The 18,452-nt window shown below is 58.2% G+C and carries 17 protein-coding genes and 1 pseudogene; 12 read left to right on the top strand and 6 right to left on the bottom strand.

Annotation, left to right across the window (positions count from 1 at the left end):
* Window positions 1-24: 24 nt before the first annotated feature.
* The gene (locus ACM6I6_RS13275) at window positions 25-735 is read right to left on the bottom strand and encodes an ArsR/SmtB family transcription factor (protein WP_414920019.1); all 711 of its coding nucleotides are present in this window, start codon (window positions 733-735) and stop codon (window positions 25-27) included.
* Between the two features lie 73 nt (window positions 736-808).
* Between ACM6I6_RS13275 and ACM6I6_RS13270 the strand changes: the two genes are divergently transcribed.
* From ACM6I6_RS13270 to ACM6I6_RS13260, 3 genes are all read left to right on the top strand, one after another.
* A complete protein-coding gene (locus ACM6I6_RS13270) occupies window positions 809-1,969 on the top strand; it encodes a cytochrome P450 (protein WP_414920018.1) in 1,161 nt (386 codons plus the stop codon).
* A complete protein-coding gene (locus ACM6I6_RS13265; protein ID WP_323607691.1) occupies window positions 1,966-2,319 on the top strand; it encodes an antibiotic biosynthesis monooxygenase in 354 nt (117 codons plus the stop codon). The genes ACM6I6_RS13270 and ACM6I6_RS13265 overlap by 4 nt, the downstream gene beginning before the upstream one ends.
* 458 nt (window positions 2,320-2,777) lie before the next feature.
* Window positions 2,778-4,697: a tyrosine-protein phosphatase gene (locus ACM6I6_RS13260; RefSeq protein WP_414920017.1), complete on the top strand. Its 1,920-nt coding sequence runs from the start codon at window positions 2,778-2,780 to the stop codon at window positions 4,695-4,697.
* A 45-nt stretch (window positions 4,698-4,742) separates the two neighbouring features.
* On the opposite strand, the gene ACM6I6_RS13255 is transcribed toward ACM6I6_RS13260, so the two are convergent.
* Window positions 4,743-5,684, bottom strand: coding sequence for a helix-turn-helix transcriptional regulator (locus ACM6I6_RS13255; protein WP_414920028.1), 942 nt, complete (start codon window positions 5,682-5,684; stop codon window positions 4,743-4,745).
* 258 nt (window positions 5,685-5,942) lie between these two features.
* Between ACM6I6_RS13255 and ACM6I6_RS13250 the strand changes: the two genes are divergently transcribed.
* A complete protein-coding gene (locus ACM6I6_RS13250) occupies window positions 5,943-7,157 on the top strand; it encodes an aldose 1-epimerase family protein (RefSeq protein WP_414920016.1) in 1,215 nt (404 codons plus the stop codon).
* Window positions 7,158-7,161: 4 nt separating this feature from the next.
* Here ACM6I6_RS13250 and ACM6I6_RS13245 read toward each other — a convergent pair.
* A pseudogene (locus ACM6I6_RS13245) lies at window positions 7,162-7,272 on the bottom strand (hypothetical protein); the annotation flags it as partial.
* A gap of 252 nt (window positions 7,273-7,524) precedes the next feature.
* Here ACM6I6_RS13245 and ACM6I6_RS13240 point away from each other — a divergent pair.
* The 7 genes from ACM6I6_RS13240 to hydA all read left to right on the top strand — a co-directional run bounded on the left by ACM6I6_RS13240 (window position 7,525) and on the right by hydA (window position 14,375).
* Window positions 7,525-8,301, top strand: coding sequence for a transporter substrate-binding domain-containing protein (locus ACM6I6_RS13240; protein WP_414920015.1), 777 nt, complete (start codon window positions 7,525-7,527; stop codon window positions 8,299-8,301).
* Window positions 8,302-8,365: 64 nt separating this feature from the next.
* Window positions 8,366-9,043 carry an amino acid ABC transporter permease gene (locus ACM6I6_RS13235; RefSeq protein WP_027923846.1) on the top strand — a complete coding sequence of 226 codons (678 nt, stop codon included), beginning with the start codon at window positions 8,366-8,368 and terminating at the stop codon, window positions 9,041-9,043.
* On the top strand, window positions 9,040-9,774 hold the full coding sequence (locus tag ACM6I6_RS13230; RefSeq protein ID WP_274076403.1) for an amino acid ABC transporter ATP-binding protein: 735 nt from the start codon (window positions 9,040-9,042) through the stop codon (window positions 9,772-9,774). Before ACM6I6_RS13235 ends, ACM6I6_RS13230 begins: the two co-directional genes overlap by 4 nt.
* Before the next feature lie 20 nt (window positions 9,775-9,794).
* Complete coding sequence (locus tag ACM6I6_RS13225; RefSeq protein WP_408600306.1) at window positions 9,795-11,030, top strand: cysteine desulfurase-like protein; 1,236 nt, start codon at window positions 9,795-9,797, stop codon at window positions 11,028-11,030.
* A gap of 36 nt (window positions 11,031-11,066) precedes the next feature.
* Window positions 11,067-11,936 (top strand): MurR/RpiR family transcriptional regulator, encoded by an 870-nt coding sequence (locus ACM6I6_RS13220; protein WP_274076405.1) that lies wholly within the window; start codon window positions 11,067-11,069, stop codon window positions 11,934-11,936.
* 54 nt (window positions 11,937-11,990) lie between these two features.
* Window positions 11,991-12,887 (top strand): allantoinase PuuE, encoded by an 897-nt coding sequence (locus ACM6I6_RS13215; RefSeq protein ID WP_274076406.1) that lies wholly within the window; start codon window positions 11,991-11,993, stop codon window positions 12,885-12,887.
* A gap of 51 nt (window positions 12,888-12,938) precedes the next feature.
* Complete coding sequence (hydA, locus tag ACM6I6_RS13210) at window positions 12,939-14,375, top strand: dihydropyrimidinase (protein ID WP_414920014.1); 1,437 nt, start codon at window positions 12,939-12,941, stop codon at window positions 14,373-14,375.
* A gap of 50 nt (window positions 14,376-14,425) precedes the next feature.
* Here the strand turns inward: hydA and ACM6I6_RS13205 are convergent, their stop codons facing one another.
* From ACM6I6_RS13205 to ACM6I6_RS13195, 3 genes are all read right to left on the bottom strand, one after another.
* Complete coding sequence (locus tag ACM6I6_RS13205; protein WP_323607696.1) at window positions 14,426-14,803, bottom strand: c-type cytochrome; 378 nt, start codon at window positions 14,801-14,803, stop codon at window positions 14,426-14,428.
* Between the two features lie 352 nt (window positions 14,804-15,155).
* On the bottom strand, window positions 15,156-15,542 hold the full coding sequence (locus tag ACM6I6_RS13200; RefSeq protein WP_274076409.1) for a cupin domain-containing protein: 387 nt from the start codon (window positions 15,540-15,542) through the stop codon (window positions 15,156-15,158).
* A gap of 72 nt (window positions 15,543-15,614) precedes the next feature.
* The gene (locus ACM6I6_RS13195; protein ID WP_274076410.1) at window positions 15,615-16,439 is read right to left on the bottom strand and encodes an AraC family transcriptional regulator; all 825 of its coding nucleotides are present in this window, start codon (window positions 16,437-16,439) and stop codon (window positions 15,615-15,617) included.
* Window positions 16,440-16,697: 258 nt separating this feature from the next.
* Between ACM6I6_RS13195 and ACM6I6_RS13190 the strand changes: the two genes are divergently transcribed.
* Entirely contained in the window at window positions 16,698-18,212 is a 1,515-nt protein-coding gene (locus ACM6I6_RS13190; RefSeq protein WP_414920013.1) for a diguanylate cyclase, read from the top strand.
* Window positions 18,213-18,452 lie beyond the last annotated feature (240 nt).

The following is an 18,452-nucleotide window of genomic DNA, read 5'->3' as shown; positions in this document are numbered from 1 at the left end:
ACGCATGAATCCAGCAAACATGCGTTATTCCTGGTTCTCAACGGTGATCCCAAATCGGCCAGACAGCTCCTTTCGCCCTTTGGGCGTCAATGCAAGTGCCCGGCTATCAAGGTCCTGGATAACCCACTTGCGGTTTAGAGCTGTCTGTAGCAAAGCCGCTCCCAGTGCTCCACCCAGATGAGGGCGCCGCATGCTCCAGTCCAGGCATGGGCAAGCGAAACGACGTCGCTGTACCCTTACTTTCGCGATTTCCATACCGAGACCAACCATCGCTGCTTCGCCGCTGTCAGTCAGCTGATACACAGGGTCACCCGCGTCAGACACCATCAACCACCCTGAATCAATGAAATGATCATGCAGATGAACCGCCAAGGTTCCGGCCATGTGGTCATAACAGGTACGCGCAAACTGCAATCGGTTAGGGGCGGTTGAAACAAACCTGGCGTTCGCGGATTGGCTAACCACCATGAGGGCTTCAAGCGCTTGCGCCACTTGTTTGTCCGCCAGACTGTAGTAGCGATGCCGTCCCTGCGTGTGCAGCTTGAGCAACCCGTCCTCCTTGAGTCTTGCCAAATGCGCGCTCGCGGTGGAGGTACTTACGTCGGCGATTACGGCCATTTCGGTACTGGTTCGCGCGTGTCCATCCATCAGCGAGCAAAGCATTTTCGTCCTCGCAGGTTCCGCAATAGCGCCGGCGATCCGGGAAAGGGCAAGCTCATTGCCTTGGCAATCCATATTTCGTTCCTGAGCGAATCGTCAGCGTGAAGGGTGTCCGATAGTAACTGTTCTTTGTTAACAGGACTCCAAAATGACGCCATTAGAAGCAGCCACCCATGACGATCCTTATGGTTACTACTCGCATCTCAGGCAACAGAAGGAACTGTTCTTCGATGCAGATCTTGGTTTATGGATTGCGAGTGGGGCCACAGCGGTCGAGGCCATTCTGGGGAATCCCGATTGTCGAGTGCGTCCACTCCACGAGCCAATTCCTCCTGCCATTGCACAGGGCGCCGCCGGACTTGTTTTCGGTCGGTTGATGCGCATGAACGAAGGGGCACGACACCGGTGTCCCAGGATGGCATTTGAGCCCGCCCTGGCCTCTATCGAGATGGAAGGCGTCGCCGACATTGTGTCACGGCTGGTCGCGACACTTGATAAGTCGCTCGAAACTACGGACGAGTTGATGTTCACGTTGCCGGTTTGCGTCATTGCCTCCTTGATAGGTCTGCCATCCTCGCGAATGCAAGATGTCGCGAAGCTGACACGGGATTTTGTCGCCTGCCTATCGCCGTTAAGCGATGAAACGCAACTCGATAAGGCCCATTCCGGAGCCATTCTACTTGGCCAGGTTTTCAGCGCGCTGCTGAATGACCCTGAAAGTGATAGCGCCTTGTTGACTCGAATTCGCAGCGAAAGCAAGGCAGCGAAATGGGAAGATCAGGAAACCTTGATTGCTAACCTGATCGGCTTGATGTCACAGACCTGTGAAGCCACCGCAGGCTTGATTGGCAATACCCTCGTAGCGCTCCATCGTAATCCTGACCTGATTGAAGACGGGCAACCGACGCCGATGCTCGTCGCAGAACTGGTGGCCGAGGTAGCGCGCTACGACTCGCCAGTGCAAAACACCCGGCGATTCGTTGCGAAGCGATGCACGATTGGCGATAGCGTCCTGGAAGCGGGGGATACCGTTCTAGTGCTACTCGCTTCAGCCAATCGAGATCCCTGCCTGAACCCCGACCCCGATAGCTTCCTGCTCAAGCGAAGTAAAAGACGAACCTTCAGTTTCGGCTCAGGACGACATGAATGCCCAGGTCAGCAACTGGCGTTGGCGATCGCCTCTGAAGCGATATTGCTGTGGTTGCAACGCCAATCTTTCCCCTCTGCTCGATCGTATCGGTGGAGTTATTTGCCGTCCCTTAATGGGCGCATTCCTAAATTCCATCCCACTCAGGAAGCTCAGCAATGATCGCCGTTATCTTTGAAGCCTGGCCACGCGAAGAGCAATACCAGCGCTACCTTGACCTGGCTGCTGAACTGAAACCTTTGCTGGCAGAGTTGGATGGCTTCATTTGCGTGGAGCGTTTCCAAAGCCTGAGTGAGCCAGGAAAGGTGCTGTCGCTGTCATTCTGGCGTGACGAAGAAGCTATCCAACGGTGGCGCGGTCTTGAACTGCATCGTGCGGCCCAATTGGCAGGCCGTCAGCAGGTTTTCAACGATTATCATCTGCGCATTGCCCATGTCGTACGAGACTACAGTCTTGACGATCGTGCTCAAGCGCCGAGTGATAGTAGGCAAGCTCATGAGAGGACTGCATGATCGCGGTTTTCATGGGGCTGGTTGTTCGTTTGGCAGTTTTCTGCGGAAAGTAAATCGGCCGGTTGAATCTGCGCACCATGAAAGCCGTTGGCCCATAATCTCAGTGTTTCGTTGTCTTGCTCGAATCAAACCCTTGGGTGGCATCGATTATTTCGCCGCAAGCCTGGCTCAAGCTGTCGTTGGCTGAGGCCGGGCGATTTGGTAGTTTCCCCATTCATCACCCATGAGGCATCAGGATGACGCTCATATTAAGGCAAGCCTGCGTTACCGATATTCCGTCGATATACCGGGGCGAGCAGGATTCATAGCTGCCTACGGCTGGCGATAACCCCTCGGACAAAAAACGAACCCGGCGGACCAATCACGCACCGATTTTCGTCCGAGCGCAATCTGTCATATTCGGTATTACTTCATTGCAGATAGTAGCCAGCCCATCGCTTGATCAATGAGGCTGAACTGTGTTTCCACGTCTTCTGTGTTCGCTGTCCGTTTTGACTCTGTCCATCGCCACCGCCCAAGCCGCCGAGACTAACGTCCTCGAGACTCCCCACCTGCGCAGCATTGACAACTTCCGTGATCTCGCGGGGGTTACCACCGCCTACTCCACGGCCCGGGATGGCACGATGCGCAGCGGGGTGTTCTATCGTTCCAACGCCCTGACCCCGTCTGCCGCGGATCTGGCTACGCTGAATTCCTTGGGCATCAAGGCCGTCTACGACCTGCGCACCCCCAGTGAGATTGCCGGCACACCCGACACGATGCTCACCGGGGCGAGCTACGAAAACATCGACATCATCGGCAGCACCACATCCGGTTCGAACATCACCACGGTCTCGTTCAAAAGTGCAGCCGATGCCATCGCGATGATGGAGCAGACCAACCGGGCGTTTGTCAGTGACGCCGGGATGCGCAGCCAGTTCACCAGGCTGTTCAATGAACTGGCCAGTGTCGACGGTGCCGCGTTGTTCCATTGCACCGCCGGCAAGGACCGAACCGGTTGGACCGCCGCCGTGTTGCTGAGCATTGCCGGGGTCGACAGTGCCACCATCATGAGTAATTACCTGGCCACCAACGACTACACCGCCGCGCGCGTAGCGGCGACCCTGGCGAGTATGCCGCCGGCGATGGCGGCCATTTATGCGCCGCTGCTCGGCGTCGAGTCCAGCTACTTGCAAGCCGGCCTGGACGAGGTGACCGCGCAGTACGGCAGCATGGACAACTACCTCAAGCAAGGCCTGGGTCTTTCCCAGGAGACGATCTATGTGCTGCGCGGCAAGATGGTCTACTTCAACAGTCTGCCCGGCCAGGCGGGTCTGCTTGGCAACGCCGCCGCCGGCGCGCAGCTTTTGCAACAGCTGCAGAACAGCAGCCTCTCGGGCACTTACAGCGACTACAACTACTATCTGCAGTCGGCCATCGATGCGGGCGACCTGGCGGGCGTCCAGTCCACGGTCGGCGGTCAGGTGCACGCCGACGCGGCGAGTTACCTGCTGCGTCAGGGCGCGATGATCGAACAGGCGGCTGCGCCGTTTGCCAGTGGCACGGACCTCAAGGTCGGCCAGTACCGCTTGTGGTCCACCGCATTGGCGGGCTACCTGGGCACCGATGGTTCGTCCCAAGCCTCCAGCAGCAACGAGCACAGCCAAGGCATGATGGTCGGCCTGACCCAGCGCTTCTCCGAACAACTGAGCGCCCATGCCGGCTTCGGCTACAGCAAGGGCACCGTCGGCGGCGCGGGTGGCGAGGCGGATACCGACTTCAGCTTTTTCAGCATGGGCGCACGCTTCGCGCCGGACGGTCTGGAACGCGGGTTGTTCGTCGACGCCGACGCCAGCGCCGGCTACATCGACTACGACAGCAAGCGCGACCTCGGCGGCGGCCTCGGCACCGCCAAGGGCGAAAGCCATGGCAATCTCACTGGAGCAACCCTGGCACTGGGCTACCGTGTACCGGTCAGCGGCGTGACGCTCGAACCGAGCCTCGGCGTGCGCGTCAGCCATCTGAACCTGTCGGGTTTCCAGGAGAAAGGCAGTGAGCTGGCCCTCGACGTCGACAGCATTGACGAAACTCGCCGCAGTGCCGTGGCCAACCTCAACGCGGCATTCGCCCCGATCGGCATGGGCGCCTGGCAACTGGTGCCGGGTGTCCAGGTGGGCTATGAGCATGTGCTTGGCGATCATCAGGTCGACAGCGAAGGGCACTTGCTGGGCCTGGATATCGAACAGCGCGCCGCGTTCGATAACCGCGACCAGTTCACCGCAGGGGTCAACCTCATGGCCAATCTCGGCGCGTTGAGCGTGGGTGCCGAAGTGGGTGCGAGCGGTGGCGGGGACAGCCACGGCTTCAGCGGCGGGCTCAAGGCCAGTTATCTGTTCTAGGGAAACACTTCGGGTTCGGGCCGCTATTGATTGGCGGCCGCAGCCTTAATGCCTCGCTCGCGTGCGCAGTCCTGATTTCAGTTCTGCGGGGCTGATGCCATAGGCGCTCTGGAAATACTGGCAAAACCTGCCGACATTGCTGAAGCCCAATCGCAGCGCCACTTCAGTCACGGAAGGCGAATCGCGTTGGGCGAGCGCTTCGTGGGCGCGCTGCAAACGCACCTGCCGCTGGTACGCCACAATCGAGCTCCCCACGAATCGCCGGAAACCTTCCTGCAGTGCTCGCTGGCTGACATGGGTCAATCGGGCCAGATCCGTTCCGCTGAGCAGTTGCTCGGGGTGCGCCTGAATGTGCTCAACCGCCAGCTTCACATGCCGTGGCGCGATCAACGGAGCAGGCTGCCTCAGGGCTTGGGTGAAATTATGCGGCCAGGATTCCAGCACCGCGTCCAACAACATCTCTCGCAGCCGCGATGGCATCAATGTTCCGGTGTTGATCAGCACATCGAACTCGGCGCCGGTGGCCAGATCGATCAATGCCTTGAGGCCCTGGAAAATCGAGACCTTCAAATCAACCACAGGCTCGAACACCAACCGTTCAACAATTGGCTTGCCCAATAGCGTCGACAGTCGTTCTGTGAGCATCGCACGCTTTATCGACATCCCGTGCTGCGCATGATTGTCGATAAAACGCATCGAACGAATATCTGATTTGTCGATTGCCAGCCCGACCTGTGAATCACCGATCGACTCGCAGAGGTGATTGAAGATGATTTTGCCGGCGGTAGGAATGACGAAGGTGATTTCGTCCTGGGGATCGGGAAAGACCACCGAGAAGTCGCCACGGTAATGCATGCGGCGAAAGCTGACACCCTCGTGCCGGCCGTAGACGCCGCCGATGATGATGTTCGAGGGCAAGGGCGGGGTATCGGAATAGCGATTGCCGAACATTTTCGCGAACAGCGCGCCGAAGTCATCGCTGCACATGTCGTTGGACCTGAGGATGATTTGCTGGCGGGACGGAGTTGAGGACACCTTGGCTGGCACCTTGTAGTGAGGCTTTATGTCGGAGTGAAGTGCGCGAGAGCAGGGAGCGTAGCGTGCAGGGGTGACAGGTTTGTGACGGCCCGGTGCCCAAGGCAGACCTGAAAAACGCGCTGTTCCGACTTTATGTCGCTTTTTAAGCTTGCTGAAACGTTTCTTCAAGTCTATAAAAATGCCACAACTCCAAGAAAGGCTGCTGCCATGACCCCGCTCAAACTCCTTGTTGCCCTCAGCGCACTGTCCGCTGCCTCCCACGCCATGGCCTGGGACTACGTTCTGCTCGACACTGACAAAGCCGCCCAAAACTGGCAGATCACCAGCCAGCAACTCGGCGTAAAAACCGACAAACCCTTCAGCGTCACCCTGCGCACCTTGCATGGCGGGCGGCAGGAGGGCGTCAGCATCGTCGACATCGATAACGGCACGATGAAACTCTCGGTAGTGCCGACTCGCGGAATGAACGTCTTGCAGGCCTCGGTAGGCGATGTGAGGATGGGCTGGGATTCGCCGGTCAAGGAAGTGGTCAATCCGTCCTTCATCGAACTCAATGGCCGCGGTGGTCTGGGCTGGTTGGAAGGCTTCAATGAGCTGGTCACCCGCTGCGGATACGAATGGGTCGGCCACCCAGGCGTCGACAACGGCGAACTGCTGACCCTGCACGGTCGGGCCGCCAATATTCCTGCGAACAAAGTCACCCTGCACATCGATGAAAAACCACCGTACGCCATCACCCTGCGCGGCGAACTCAAGGAGCAGGCGTTCAAGAAGGTCGACTTCTCCGTCGCGACCGAACTGGTCACCGAACCCGGCAGCGTAGTGTTCGCCCTCAACGACACCCTGACCAACAACGGTGACTATCCGAAGGAATACCAGGCGCTGTATCACAGTAACTTCAGCACCCCGTTCCTGGAGCAGGGCGCTCGTTTCGCCGCGCCGGTGAAACAGGTGTCGCCGTTCAACGACAAGGCCAAGGGTGATCTGCCCGACTGGCAAACCTACCGCGCACCGACCAAGGACTACGACGAAACGGTTTACAACGTGGTGCCGTATGCCGATGCCAAGGGCGATACGTTGACCGTGTTGCATGACAAGACCGGCAGCCTGGGCGTTTCGGTCGGCTTCAATACTCAGACACTGCCGGTGTTTTCCCTGTGGAAAAACACCGATACCCAAGGCCAGGGCTATGTCACGGGGCTGGAGCCGGGGACAAGTTTTTCCTACAACCGCCGTTATCAGCGGCCACTGAACCTGGTACCCACAATCGGGCCGAAGGAACACAAGCAGTTCCGCATCAGCTACAGCTTGTTGGCGGATAAGGCGGCTGTGGATAAGGCCTTGAAGCAGGTGAGCGATATTCAGGGTGGGCGGGAGACTGAGGTGCGGCAGACGCCGTTGGTTGATCTGACCAAGGGGTAGGCATTGTCGGCCGACATTGCAGCCCCTCGGCCAAATGTTCGCGTCTGATCCCGTCGGCTTGTTCAAGGTCCGCCAGTGTACTCGCGACCTTGAGCAGTCGATCGGCTGCTCGCCAGCAGACGCTCATAAAGTCGAAACCCGTGAAGAGGCCTCCATCGAGGCATTCTCACACCACAGCTTTGGCTTCAGCCTTGATAGCTGATTCCCTTTGGACGTGGCGCTCAAGGCAAACTGAAAATGGTAGCGGAGCAAAAAATTCACTGACATACGGTGTTGAATTAAATAATTCATTGATTTACTCTCGATCCCACGTTGTACGAGATCAACCGCTGTTAGCACCTAAAAAAACAAACAATCGGGAGCAAACATGAAAGCGAAAGTGATGTTGGGATTGTTCATGACCGCCGCAGTTTCACTGCCAGCCTGGGCCGCGGACTGGACCGTAGGTGCTAACGTTGGCAACGTGCCCTGGGAGTTTCAGGATTCCAAAGGTGAGTTCGTCGGCTTCGAAGTCGATGTTGTAAAAGAGGTGGCCAAGCGCGCCGGAAAAAGCGTCGAGTTCGTCAATATTCCCTTCAACGGCCTGTTCAGTGCCGTGCAATCCAAACGTGTTGAAATCGCTATCTCTTCAATCACTATTACCCCTAAACGTTTGGAGTCGGTAGCCTTTGCGCAGCCTTACTTCGACAGCGACCAGTCGCTCACCGCACTGACCACTTCCAAGGTCAAGAGCCTGGCCGACATGAACGACAAGGTGGTGGGTGTCGACACTGGCTCTACCGGTGACATGTGGATCGGCCAACACAAGGACGAGTACAAGTTCGCCGATGTCTCGCGCTATGAAGGGCTATCGCCGGCCATGCTCGACCTGGCTTCCGGACGAATCGATGGCTACCTCAGCGACATCCCGGCGGTGCTCTACTACATCAAGGACAAACCGCAATATGCCATCGTGGCGCGTATTCCCACGGGTGAACGATACTCGCTGATGCACGCCAAAGGTTGGGCGATGAGCGATCAGGTCAACGACATCATCAGCAAGATGAAAGAAGACGGCACCCTGGGGAAAATCCACAAACAGTGGTTCGGCGCCGACGCCGATCAAGACTCTAGCACCATGAAAGTGACCGCCGTCCTCAAGTAAGCCCTGCTGATGATGCATGTAAGTGGCGACGCCTGTTCGCCACTTGTATTGACCGAGGTATCCCATGGATCTTTTGCAGACATTCTTCAACTGGAACGTGCTCGTCGATTCGCTTCCGCTGATGATGCGCGGTTTGGGCGTGACCATTTTGCTTGGGGTGGTGAGCATTGCCCTGGGCCTGGTGGGCGGGCTATTGCTGGCATTGCTGCGGTTGTACTCCTACGCACCTGTTCGAGCGCTTGCACGTATCTACATCGATATCATGCGCTCCATTCCACTGCTGGTTTTACTGGTACTCATCTACTACGCGCTGCCTTTTGTCGGCATTCGTCTGTCGTCTTTTGCGGCCGCTGCCAGTGCGCTCTCGCTTGTCTCATGCGCCTACAGCGCGGAGATTTTTCGTTCGGGCATCGAGGCCATTCCCCGTGGCCAATTCGAAGCATCGGCCTCTCAAGGCATGAGTTTCTTCAACACCATGCGCGACGTGGTTTTGCCGCAGGCTATCCGCATCGTGATGCCGCCCATGACCAGCAATTGCATCAACGTGATGAAAGACACGGCGCTCGCCTCAGTCGTAGCGATGCCTGACTTGCTGAAGCAGGCGACCCAGGCGCAGGCACTGGCAGCTAACCCGACACCGCTGGTTGGGGCAGCCTTGCTGTACCTCTTGCTGCTGCTGCCGCTGGTGCAGATGGTCAGCTGGGTTGAGCGTCGTAACGCCTCTGGAGGAAAAACCGCATGAGCACGTTGATCGACATCGAAAAGCTCGACAAGTACTACGGCAATTTCAAAGCGTTGAGCGATATCAACCTGCAGGTTGAAGAAGGTGAAGTGGTGGTCATTCTTGGCCCGTCCGGCTCGGGTAAATCGACCTTGATCCGTTGCATCAACCTGCTTGAGAACTACCAGCAAGGCCATATCCGCGTGGCCGGCGAGCGTGTTGAAAACGGTCCGCGACTGGCCGCCATCCGCAGCGAAGTGGGTATGGTGTTTCAGAGCTTCAACCTCTATCCACATCTCACTGTTCTCGACAACGTATCACTGGCGCCGATCCGTGTTCGCGGGCTGAGCCGGCGTGATGCGCACGCCAGGGCCAAGGAGCTATTGGTGAAGGTCGGCATGGGCGATCACGCACATAAATACCCGAGCCAATTGTCTGGCGGCCAACAGCAGCGTGTTGCCATTGCCCGCACCATGGCCATGGAGCCTCGCGCAATCCTGTTCGACGAACCGACTTCGGCACTGGACCCGGAAATGGTCGGCGAAGTACTCGATGTCATGCAGAACCTTGCTCGCTCCGGCGTCACGATGGTCGTGGTGACTCACGAAATGGGCTTTGCCCGACGGGTCGCCGACCGGGTGATCTTCATGGAAAGTGGCCGCATTGTTGAGCAGAACATCCCTGAACCGTTTTTTACCGCACCTAAGGAACCTCGTACAAAAGCGTTCCTTCAGGCCATCCTGCACCACTGAATCCGGCTGGAGAAAGTAGAGTGAATCCTCTCGATATCGATTATGTTCGCAAGCAGTTTCCAGGTCTGGCCGATGGTTATGCCTACATGGATAACGCCGGTGGTTCGATGGTACTGAACACGGTGGCCGAGCGGGTCTGTGATTACCTGCTGAACAACAGTGTGCAACTGGGTGCTTCCTACCAACCTTCCGTTGCCGCTGGCGAGCGAGTGATGCAGGCGCGCCACTCGGTCATGCAGTTGATCAACGCCGAGCACCCCGAAGAAGTGATCATGGGCGGCTCGACCACCCACTTGTTGCAAATACTGTGTCGCGCCATTGCCCCGTCAATCGTCCCAGGTGATGAAATTATCGTCACCAATTGCGATCATGAGGCCAACATCGGTCCATGGGTCAAACTGTGCGAAAGCCGTGGTGCGACCTTGCGCGTGTGGAAGGTCAATCTCGACAGTTGTGAGCTGGAGCTGGATGACCTGCAGGTCTTGCTCAATGACAAAACCCGTTATGTGGCCATGACCCACACCTCGAATATTCTCGGCTCGGTCAATCCAGTCGCCGAGGTTGCGCGGCGTGTCCATGCGGTGGGTGCGAAACTGTGCGTTGACGCCGTCGCTTATGCGCCACACCGTCTGGTGGATGTGCAGGCGAGCGGCGCCGATTTCTACGTCTATAGCTTCTATAAAACGTTCGGCCCGCACTTTGCCGTGCTCTGGGGTCGTCGCTATCTGTTGCTGGAATTGCCGAGCCTTAACCACTTCTTTATCGGTCAGGATGTGGTGCCTTACAAATTGCAGCCGGGCAACGTCAACTACGAGTTGTCCTTCGGTTGCATTGGCATTACCGACTATTTGCTCGACATCAGCACCCGGCTTGGAGCGCAAGGCAGCGAGCGCAAGTGCATGCAGGCTGCGTTCGATGCCTTCGAGGTGCAGGAGGATTTGCTCGCCGAGCGTCTGCTGGCATTCTTGCGCCAGCGCGAGGGCGTTCGGATCATCGGCAAAGCGAATACCCACAATCGAGTACCAACGATCAGTTTCGTGGTCGAGGGCGTTCAGTCAGAGGCTGTTGTGCGCAGGGTCGATGAGCACCGCATTGGCATTCGTTTTGGTGACTTCTATGCGCGGCGACTTATCGAAGCCCTTGGGCTAGGCCAGTTTGGCGGGGTAGTGCGGGTGTCGTTGGCGCATTACAACACGCTGGAAGAAGTCGACCGCCTCATCACTGCGCTTGATCAAGCAATCACCGCGTTGCGTTGACAGGCGCACACACTTCCAATTTTACGAGCCTTCACTATGGCCTTACCTGAAACCCTTGCAGAGCTGCGTGACTGTATAGCGGCCCAGCACGAACAACTGACCGGTCGTCTGCGCGATGCGGCCCGATTCCTGATCGACAACCCGCATGAGATCGCACTCAACACGGTGGCCGAACTGGGTAAGCGCTCGAGCATCGCGCCTTCCGCTTATATTCGGCTGGCCCAGGCCCTTGGCTTTGCAGGTTTCAAGGATTTGCAGCGGCTGTTCCGTGCACCGCTGCAACAGGCAGCCGACACTCACAGCGAGCGTATTCGGCACTACGGCGGTGAGACGTTGCTGGAGGACCCGAGTGACGTCGGCGGGATTCTGCGTGAGTTCAGCCAGGCCAATATCGTTTCCCTGGAACACCTGGCCGAAGGCGGCGAGCAGGCCAATATCGAAGCCGCCATCGCCCACCTGCAAGTCGCGCGCACGACGTTCGTCATCGGCATGCGCCGTGCCTTTCCGGTGGCGGCGTATCTGAGCTACGCATTGAGTCGTGTCGGCCGGCGAGCCGTGCACATCAGCGGTGCTGGCGGCACGTTGCCGGAGCAGGTCAGCGCCATTGCCGATGATGATTTGTTGATAGCCGTCAGCTTTCCGCCGTACGCCAAGGACACCGTCGAGGCTTGTCGTCAGGCGCGGGAAGCAGGCGTGACGCTGGTGGCGATCACTGACAGCGTTCTGAGCCCTATCGGGCAAATGGCCGATACGGTGATTGAGGTCAACGACGCCGAATTACTGGGCTTTCGCTCGCTCACCGCTTCGTTCTGTATTGCCCAAACCCTGGCCATGGGACTGGCCTTCAGCGAGTGGCAATCGGACAGCACCTTCAACCATGACCGGCTGAAAGATATCGACTGCTAAGTCGCGACTTTCGCCACGCACTTATAAAACCCGTCACTTCAGGAGAATATCCCGATGGTTTCACCTGCACGCGATTTAGTGGGTTACGGTAGACAACGCCCACAAGGCACCTGGCCGAATGGCGCACGTTTGGCCATCAGTTTGGTGATCAACTACGAAGAAGGCTCCGAACGCTCGCTCGCCATGGGCGACCCGGACCAGGAATCCATGACCGAATGGGGCAGCTATTCAATACCCGACGGCACACGCAATCTGGCGATGGAATCGATGTACGAGTACGGTTCTCGCGTCGGGATCTGGCGAATCCTGGATATTCTCGACCAGCAATCGGTTCGCGCGACTTTTCATGCTTGCGCAGTGGCCTTTGAGCAGAACCCTGATGTTGCACGCGCTGCAGTTGCAGGTGGTCATGAAATTTGCAGTCACGGCTATCGCTGGGAGGAAGTGTTTCGCCTGACCGAAGAACAGGAGCGTGAACACATGCGCCTGGCCATCGAATCATTCGAACGCACCTGCGGCAAGCGTCCGGTCGGCTGGTATTGCCGCTATGGCGCCAGCGTCAATACCCGTCGGCTGGTCGCTGAAGAGGGCGGTTTTCTCTACGACTCCGATGCCTACAACGACGATGTTCCCTACTTTGTCGAGGTCGAGGGCAAGCGTCACCTCGTGGTGCCTTATACCGCTGACGTGAACGATTTCCGCTACTGGAATTCTCCGGGGTTGTCGCAGGCATCGGACTTTTTCGAATACATGAAAGAAAGCTTTGAGGTCCTTTACGAGGAGTCGGCTGAAGGGCCACGCATGATGTCGATCGGGCTGCATCCACGCATGGTGGGCCGTCCCGGGCGGGTCAGGGCTATCAAGCAATTCATCGAGTATGCCCGGCAACACGGCGGTGTCTGGTTTGCTACGCGCGAAGAAATCGCCCGTGCCTGGCTTGAACGAACTTGATTGAAGACACGCGCCGCCTGACCGGCTGGTTACTTCTGCAAGAGGCCTGATATGCAACCTTTTGATACGGTGATTCGCAACGCCCGCGTGGTAACCGCCTCAGACACGTTCACCAGCGATATCGGTATTCGTGATGGGCGCATCGTCTCCCTTGGCCTGGACCTGCCGCAAGGTCTCCAGGAAATCGACGCGGCAGGCCGGCATGTCACCCCCGGTGGCATCGACAGCCATGTGCACCTCGACCAGCCGACTGGCGACGGCTCGGTGATGGCCGATGACTTCTTCAGCGGCACGGTCTCGGCGGCCTGCGGCGGCACCACCACCGTCATCCCGTTCGCCTGCCAGCAGAAGGGCGAAAGCCTGCGCTCTGCCGTCGATGACTACCATCGCCGGGCGGGTAACAAGCCGGTGATCGATTATGCCTTCCACCTGATCGTCACCGACCCCACCCCGCAGGTGCTGCGTGAAGAACTGCCGGCCCTGATTGCGGAAGGCTATACATCGTTCAAGATCTACATGACCTACGATGCGCTGAAGCTGGGCGACCGGGAGATTCTCGAGACGTTGTCGGTCGCGCGCCGTGAGGGCGCCATGGTAATGCTCCACGCCGAGAACAGCGATTGCATCGCCTGGCTTACCGAGCGACTACTGGCGGCCGGGCTGACTGCGCCGCGCTACCACAGCGCGTCGCGGCCGATGCTGGTGGAGCGCGAAGCGACCCATCGTGCCATCGCCCTTGCCGAGCTGGTGGACGTGCCGATCCTGATCGTGCACGTGTCGGGTCGCGAGGCCGTGGAGCAGATTCGCTGGGCCCAGAGCCAGGGGTTGAAGGTGTACGCCGAAACCTGCCCGCAGTACCTGTTCCTGACCGCCGACTCTCTGGGGTGTGACGACAGCTTCGAAGGAGCCAAGTGCATCTGCAGCCCGCCGCCGCGAGATGCGGCAAACCAGCAGGTGATCTGGGATGGCCTGGAGAACGGCTCGTTCGAGATTTTCTCGTCAGACCACGCACCCTTTCGCTTCGATGGCCCGAATGGCAAGAAGGCCCACGGAGAAGAGGTGTCGTTCGACCAGATCGCCAACGGCATTCCCGGTGTCGAAACCCGCATGGCGCTGCTCTGGTCCGAAGGCGTGCGCACTGGGCGCATCACCGCGCAAAGCTTTGTCGCGCTGACCTCCACCAATGCCGCCAGGATGTATGGGTTGTATCCGCGCAAGGGCAGCATCGCCATTGGTGCCGATGCCGACCTGGTGATCTGGAACGAAGGTGAGTCGGTGCACCTGTGCAATGAAATGCTGCACCACAACGTCGATTACACGCCTTACGCCGGCATGACGCTGAGCGCCTGGCCGGCCATGACCCTGTCTCGCGGTGAGGTGGTCTGGGACGGCGCGCCGCGCGGTGAGGCGGGTCGCGGCCGGTTTCTGCCGTGCGAGCGCCCGGCGCCCGCGCAACTGCGCCGACGCAAGACTGAGTTGCAATGGTGAGTGCGGTCGCGCAGGTGGCCAGCCGAAGCAGTGGCGCGGCACTTTAAAGATCATCGTTTTTGTGAAATCACATCGCCCATGTATTGATTCAAATCGCGCAGATCCTTAACGCTCCATGCATGCGGCGATAGCTTTACACCATTCTCGCGCAAGGTTCTTGGAATCAAGTCGCCATTTGGGCGAAGTATTATCGAAGAGACAATCACGCCCGGATAATCATTCAATCGTTTCTTGAAAGCGGAGGTTGTCAGATCAGGCGTAGGCGGATTGCTTTTATTGGCCAGCGGGCCTGTTGCCTTGATATCTGTTCCGTGGCACATGCTGCATCGCTGTAGATAGAGATTTTTTCCATTGGCATTCTCCGCGAAGGCCAGTGAAGTTTGCGTCAGCGATAAAATTCCCAGCGAAGCGATGAATACTATTTTCATTGTTTTTATCTTCCTTGATGGGTTCAGCGTCGATTGGACGCGATTTGGTGCGCGGGAAAGATATCAGCCGTCGCGTCGGCACCCAAGCGCACTGATCGACCCTTGGCCGGGGTCGATCAGGGGAGTTTCTCAGAAACTCCAAGTGAGCATACCCGGGATGAAAGTCATTTCATGCCTGCTCTCAGGCCCCATTGTGTGTCCCGGGCCGAGCGGCCAATGGCGAGCGGGGCGTCAAGATGGCCAAGGCAACCGCCACGATGAAGAGCGCCGGCACGTCACCTGCCAGGTGCTGGCATCGTAAAGTGCGATGCCAGGTATCTGGATTTATCGTTTGTCTTGTGAACACGAATAATCAAATCCAGACGTCGTTCAAAGCCGTCCGCTCACCCCCTTCGTGACCGGTATTCAGAACCCCTCGCGGCTCGATCATCATGATTTTCGCTTCTCCGTGCGCTGCTGTCCTGTGCTCCACGCCACGTGGCACGACATACAATTCGCCCGGGTGTACATGAATGCAGCCCTGCGGTAGATCGATGCGCAAAATGCCTTCGAGCACCAGGAATGCTTCATCCGTCTGTGGGTGCGAGTGCCAGACGAATTCACCTTCGATTCGCACGACCTTGAATTGGTAGTCGTTCATTTCTGCGACGACCCTTGGGCTCCACTGTTGCTCGATCAGCGAAGCCTTTTGGGCCAGGTTCACAGGGTGTGATGCGCGTTGCTGAGTGAAGTCGGACATGACGGATCCTCTGTAGTTGAAGCCGTCAGCCTATCGAACCAAAAGCATGCAGTTCTTGTACGATCCTGCAAGTCAGCGGGTGGAACGCAAGCGTTCAAGCCAGCGCAAAGGCGACACGCCGTAGCTGCGAGTGAAGTGCCGGGTCATGTGGCTCTGATCGTGAAAGCCTGCGGCCAGGGCGGCATCGACCAGGGTGAAGCCATCGAGGATCAGCCGACGAAAACTGTCCAGGCGCCGAAGCGTGACAAAACGGTAGGGACTGGTGCCGTACAGTGCCCGGAAGTCCCGTGACAGACTCCACTGTTCGCGTCCACTGGCCTGTTCCAGCATCTCCAGTGTAATGCCCTGGTGAAGGTGCTCCATGATGAACGCCCTCGCGCGCTCGGCCGAGCGGTAATCGAGGCGTTTGCGGCCGCGTGGCTTGCCACCGACCGCACGCAACGCCATCGCCAGGTCGTATAAGGCGTCCTGCTCCTCAAGAATTTCCAGAGGATGATCCAGTGCCTGCACGAAGGCTTCACTGGCGCGGTACAGACGCAGGTCGCATGACAGTCCGCCAGCAATGAAGGGCAACGGCTCACCGCCGAGAACATTTTGAATAAGCGCCGGATCGATGTAGGCCATGCGGTAGCGAAAACCCGCATCAGTGCCCGCCATGCCGTCATGGACTTCGTCAGGGTGCAGCACAAGTGTGTTGCCCGGCACGCCGTGGCACAGCGCACCCTTGTAGTGAAAACTCTGCACGCCAGCGAGGGTGCGGCCGATCGAGTAGGTATCGTGGCGATGTGGGTCGTAGCCATGGCTGCCGAACCACGCTTCGATGCGCTCCACGCTGCCAGGTTGAGCGCTACGTATGACCCAATCCGAGGTGGCTGGCCGACCTGCTTTTCCGTTCATGATCAGACTTTTCCGCTGGTGCGTCATCTTGAAGGGTATACGGCATCTAACTTGCGGAACTATACCGCTGCCTCAGTTCAATTGTCCTTTGAGCGTTCGTTACGGGTCGAAATCAGCTTCGTTGAGCAGTGCCTCATAATCACTTGCTGCAGCGTTTCACCTCTACTTGTATCCTTGTTCAAGGACGAATGGCTGCCGCTATCGGCTTGGCCCAATAGTCGCTGGAACGGAAAAGCGGACTTTCCATAAGGTAGTAACGTGAAGCGTGATACCCATCTTGTTGTGCTTTTGCTGTTGGTTATCGGTTGCTCCCTGGCGTCACTGACTGTCTGGAAGGTAGTTGCCTCTCGAGATAAAGCTCTGGAGGAAGTGGATGTCCATGGCTTGAACCTGACCCAGGCACTTGCGACTTACTCCGAAGGCATTGTCCGGCAAAGCTCGCTGCTGTTGCTCGGGCTTGTCGAACGCCTGGAAACCGAAGGCAGCGGCCCTGCGCAGATTGAGCGGCTCAGTGCATTGGTCGATCGCCAGGTGCCGCTGATGCCACAGCTCAGTGGTATCACGGTCTACGATAATCAGGGACGCTGGTTGATGTCTTCCAACCGGCCGATTCCAGCCGGGGCGAACAGCACTGATCGTGCCTATTTCATTCATCACCGCGACGATCCCTCCCGCGAGATCTTTATCGGTCCGCCCATCCAGAGCCGTACCAATCACGAATGGGTGATCACCGTCAGCCGTCGTTTCAATGGTCCTCGCGGCGAATTTGCCGGCGTAGTGGCGGTCACCCTGGGGGTGGAAAACTTCCTGCGCCTGTTTGGCAAGATCGACGTCGGGCAGGAGGGCGCTATCGGCTTGTCCTACACCGACGGTACGCTGCTGGTTCGTTATCCTTTTCGCGAACAGGACATGGGGCGCAACTTTTCCAGGTCACCCATCTTCGCCAAGTACCTCGTCGATCGATCAGTCGGCACCGCGTCGTTTACCTCCAGCCTGGACGGTGTGGAGCGGCTATACGCCTTTCGCAAGAGTGATCAGTTGCCGCTGGTCACGACCGTGGCACTCGGCAAGCACGAAGTTCTCGCCGCGTGGCGAACGGAGGCATTGCTGTCCGCGGTGGTGGTGACGGGGCTGCTGGGACTGACCGGTCTCATCGGTTGGTTCCTGATCCTGGATATCCGTCGGCGTACCCGGGCCGAGGATCAGTTGCGCGGGGCCCAGCAGCAGTTGCTCTCATCGAATCGGCAACTTGAGCTGATTGCGATGAAGGATGCCCTTACCGGTCTGGCAAATCGGCGCTGCTTCGATGAGAGCCTTGCCATGGAAGCCCGGCGAGCACAGCGTGAGGGAACGACGCTGGCATTGCTCATGATTGATATCGACTACTTCAAGCGCTTCAACGACTCGCTCGGGCATGTGGCTGGAGACGCCTGCCTGCAGACGGTTGGCAGGATTTTCGAGGCGTGCGTAAGGCGACCATCCGATCTGGTGGCACGTTATGGCGGAGAGGAGATCGGCATCATCATGCCTGACACCGACAGTGACGGTGCCGCGGCGGTGGCGCAACTTATCCTTGACCGTTTGCAGCATGAGGATATAACGCACCACTCCAGCCCGTTCGGACGGCTGACGGTGAGCATCGGGATTGCTGCAGCCACGGGGTCCCAGCTGGACCCTCTGCAAGGCTTGATCGAGGTGGCAGACCAGGCGCTTTATAACGCCAAGGCGCTGGGGCGTAACCGGTTTGTGAGGGGGGGGAGGATGACAGGTTAAGCGGGCGTCAGGCCGTTACTCCCGTAGGAGCTGCCGTAGGCTGCGATCTTTTGATCTGGCTTTTAAAAGATCGCAGCCTCGTTGCACTTGGCAGCTCAGGTTTTGCGGATGTATGTCGGGTTTGCGGCGCGACACACATCTGTCGGAGCCGGCTTGCTGGCGATGCGAGGGTGAAGCTGCTGCCGTCTTCGCTGGCAAGCCAGCTCCTACAGGTTTTGCGGGTGTATGTCGGGTTTGCGG

This window comes from Pseudomonas sp. IT-P218, assembly GCF_949767605.1.
Lineage (GTDB): Bacteria > Pseudomonadota > Gammaproteobacteria > Pseudomonadales > Pseudomonadaceae > Aquipseudomonas > Aquipseudomonas putida_AE.
Note: the sequence above shows the minus strand (reverse complement) of the source record. Positions and strands in the feature narration are given on the sequence as shown.

Excerpts from the sequence above, each read along its gene's own strand:
- ACM6I6_RS13275 (WP_414920019.1), bottom strand. The coding sequence starts at position 735 with ATGGATTGCCAAGGCAATGAGCTTGCCCTTTCCCGGATCGCCGGCGCT.
- ACM6I6_RS13270 (WP_414920018.1), top strand. The coding sequence starts at position 809 with ATGACGCCATTAGAAGCAGCCACCCATGACGATCCTTATGGTTACTAC.
- ACM6I6_RS13265 (WP_323607691.1), top strand. The coding sequence starts at position 1,966 with ATGATCGCCGTTATCTTTGAAGCCTGGCCACGCGAAGAGCAATACCAG.
- ACM6I6_RS13255 (WP_414920028.1), bottom strand. The coding sequence starts at position 5,684 with ATGTGCAGCGATGACTTCGGCGCGCTGTTCGCGAAAATGTTCGGCAAT.
- ACM6I6_RS13250 (WP_414920016.1), top strand. The coding sequence starts at position 5,943 with ATGACCCCGCTCAAACTCCTTGTTGCCCTCAGCGCACTGTCCGCTGCC.
- ACM6I6_RS13240 (WP_414920015.1), top strand. The coding sequence starts at position 7,525 with ATGAAAGCGAAAGTGATGTTGGGATTGTTCATGACCGCCGCAGTTTCA.
- ACM6I6_RS13235 (WP_027923846.1), top strand. The coding sequence starts at position 8,366 with ATGGATCTTTTGCAGACATTCTTCAACTGGAACGTGCTCGTCGATTCG.
- ACM6I6_RS13230 (WP_274076403.1), top strand. The coding sequence starts at position 9,040 with ATGAGCACGTTGATCGACATCGAAAAGCTCGACAAGTACTACGGCAAT.
- ACM6I6_RS13220 (WP_274076405.1), top strand. The coding sequence starts at position 11,067 with ATGGCCTTACCTGAAACCCTTGCAGAGCTGCGTGACTGTATAGCGGCC.
- ACM6I6_RS13215 (WP_274076406.1), top strand. The coding sequence starts at position 11,991 with ATGGTTTCACCTGCACGCGATTTAGTGGGTTACGGTAGACAACGCCCA.
- hydA (WP_414920014.1), top strand. The coding sequence starts at position 12,939 with ATGCAACCTTTTGATACGGTGATTCGCAACGCCCGCGTGGTAACCGCC.
- ACM6I6_RS13205 (WP_323607696.1), bottom strand. The coding sequence starts at position 14,803 with ATGAAAATAGTATTCATCGCTTCGCTGGGAATTTTATCGCTGACGCAA.
- ACM6I6_RS13200 (WP_274076409.1), bottom strand. The coding sequence starts at position 15,542 with ATGTCCGACTTCACTCAGCAACGCGCATCACACCCTGTGAACCTGGCC.
- ACM6I6_RS13195 (WP_274076410.1), bottom strand. The coding sequence starts at position 16,439 with ATGAACGGAAAAGCAGGTCGGCCAGCCACCTCGGATTGGGTCATACGT.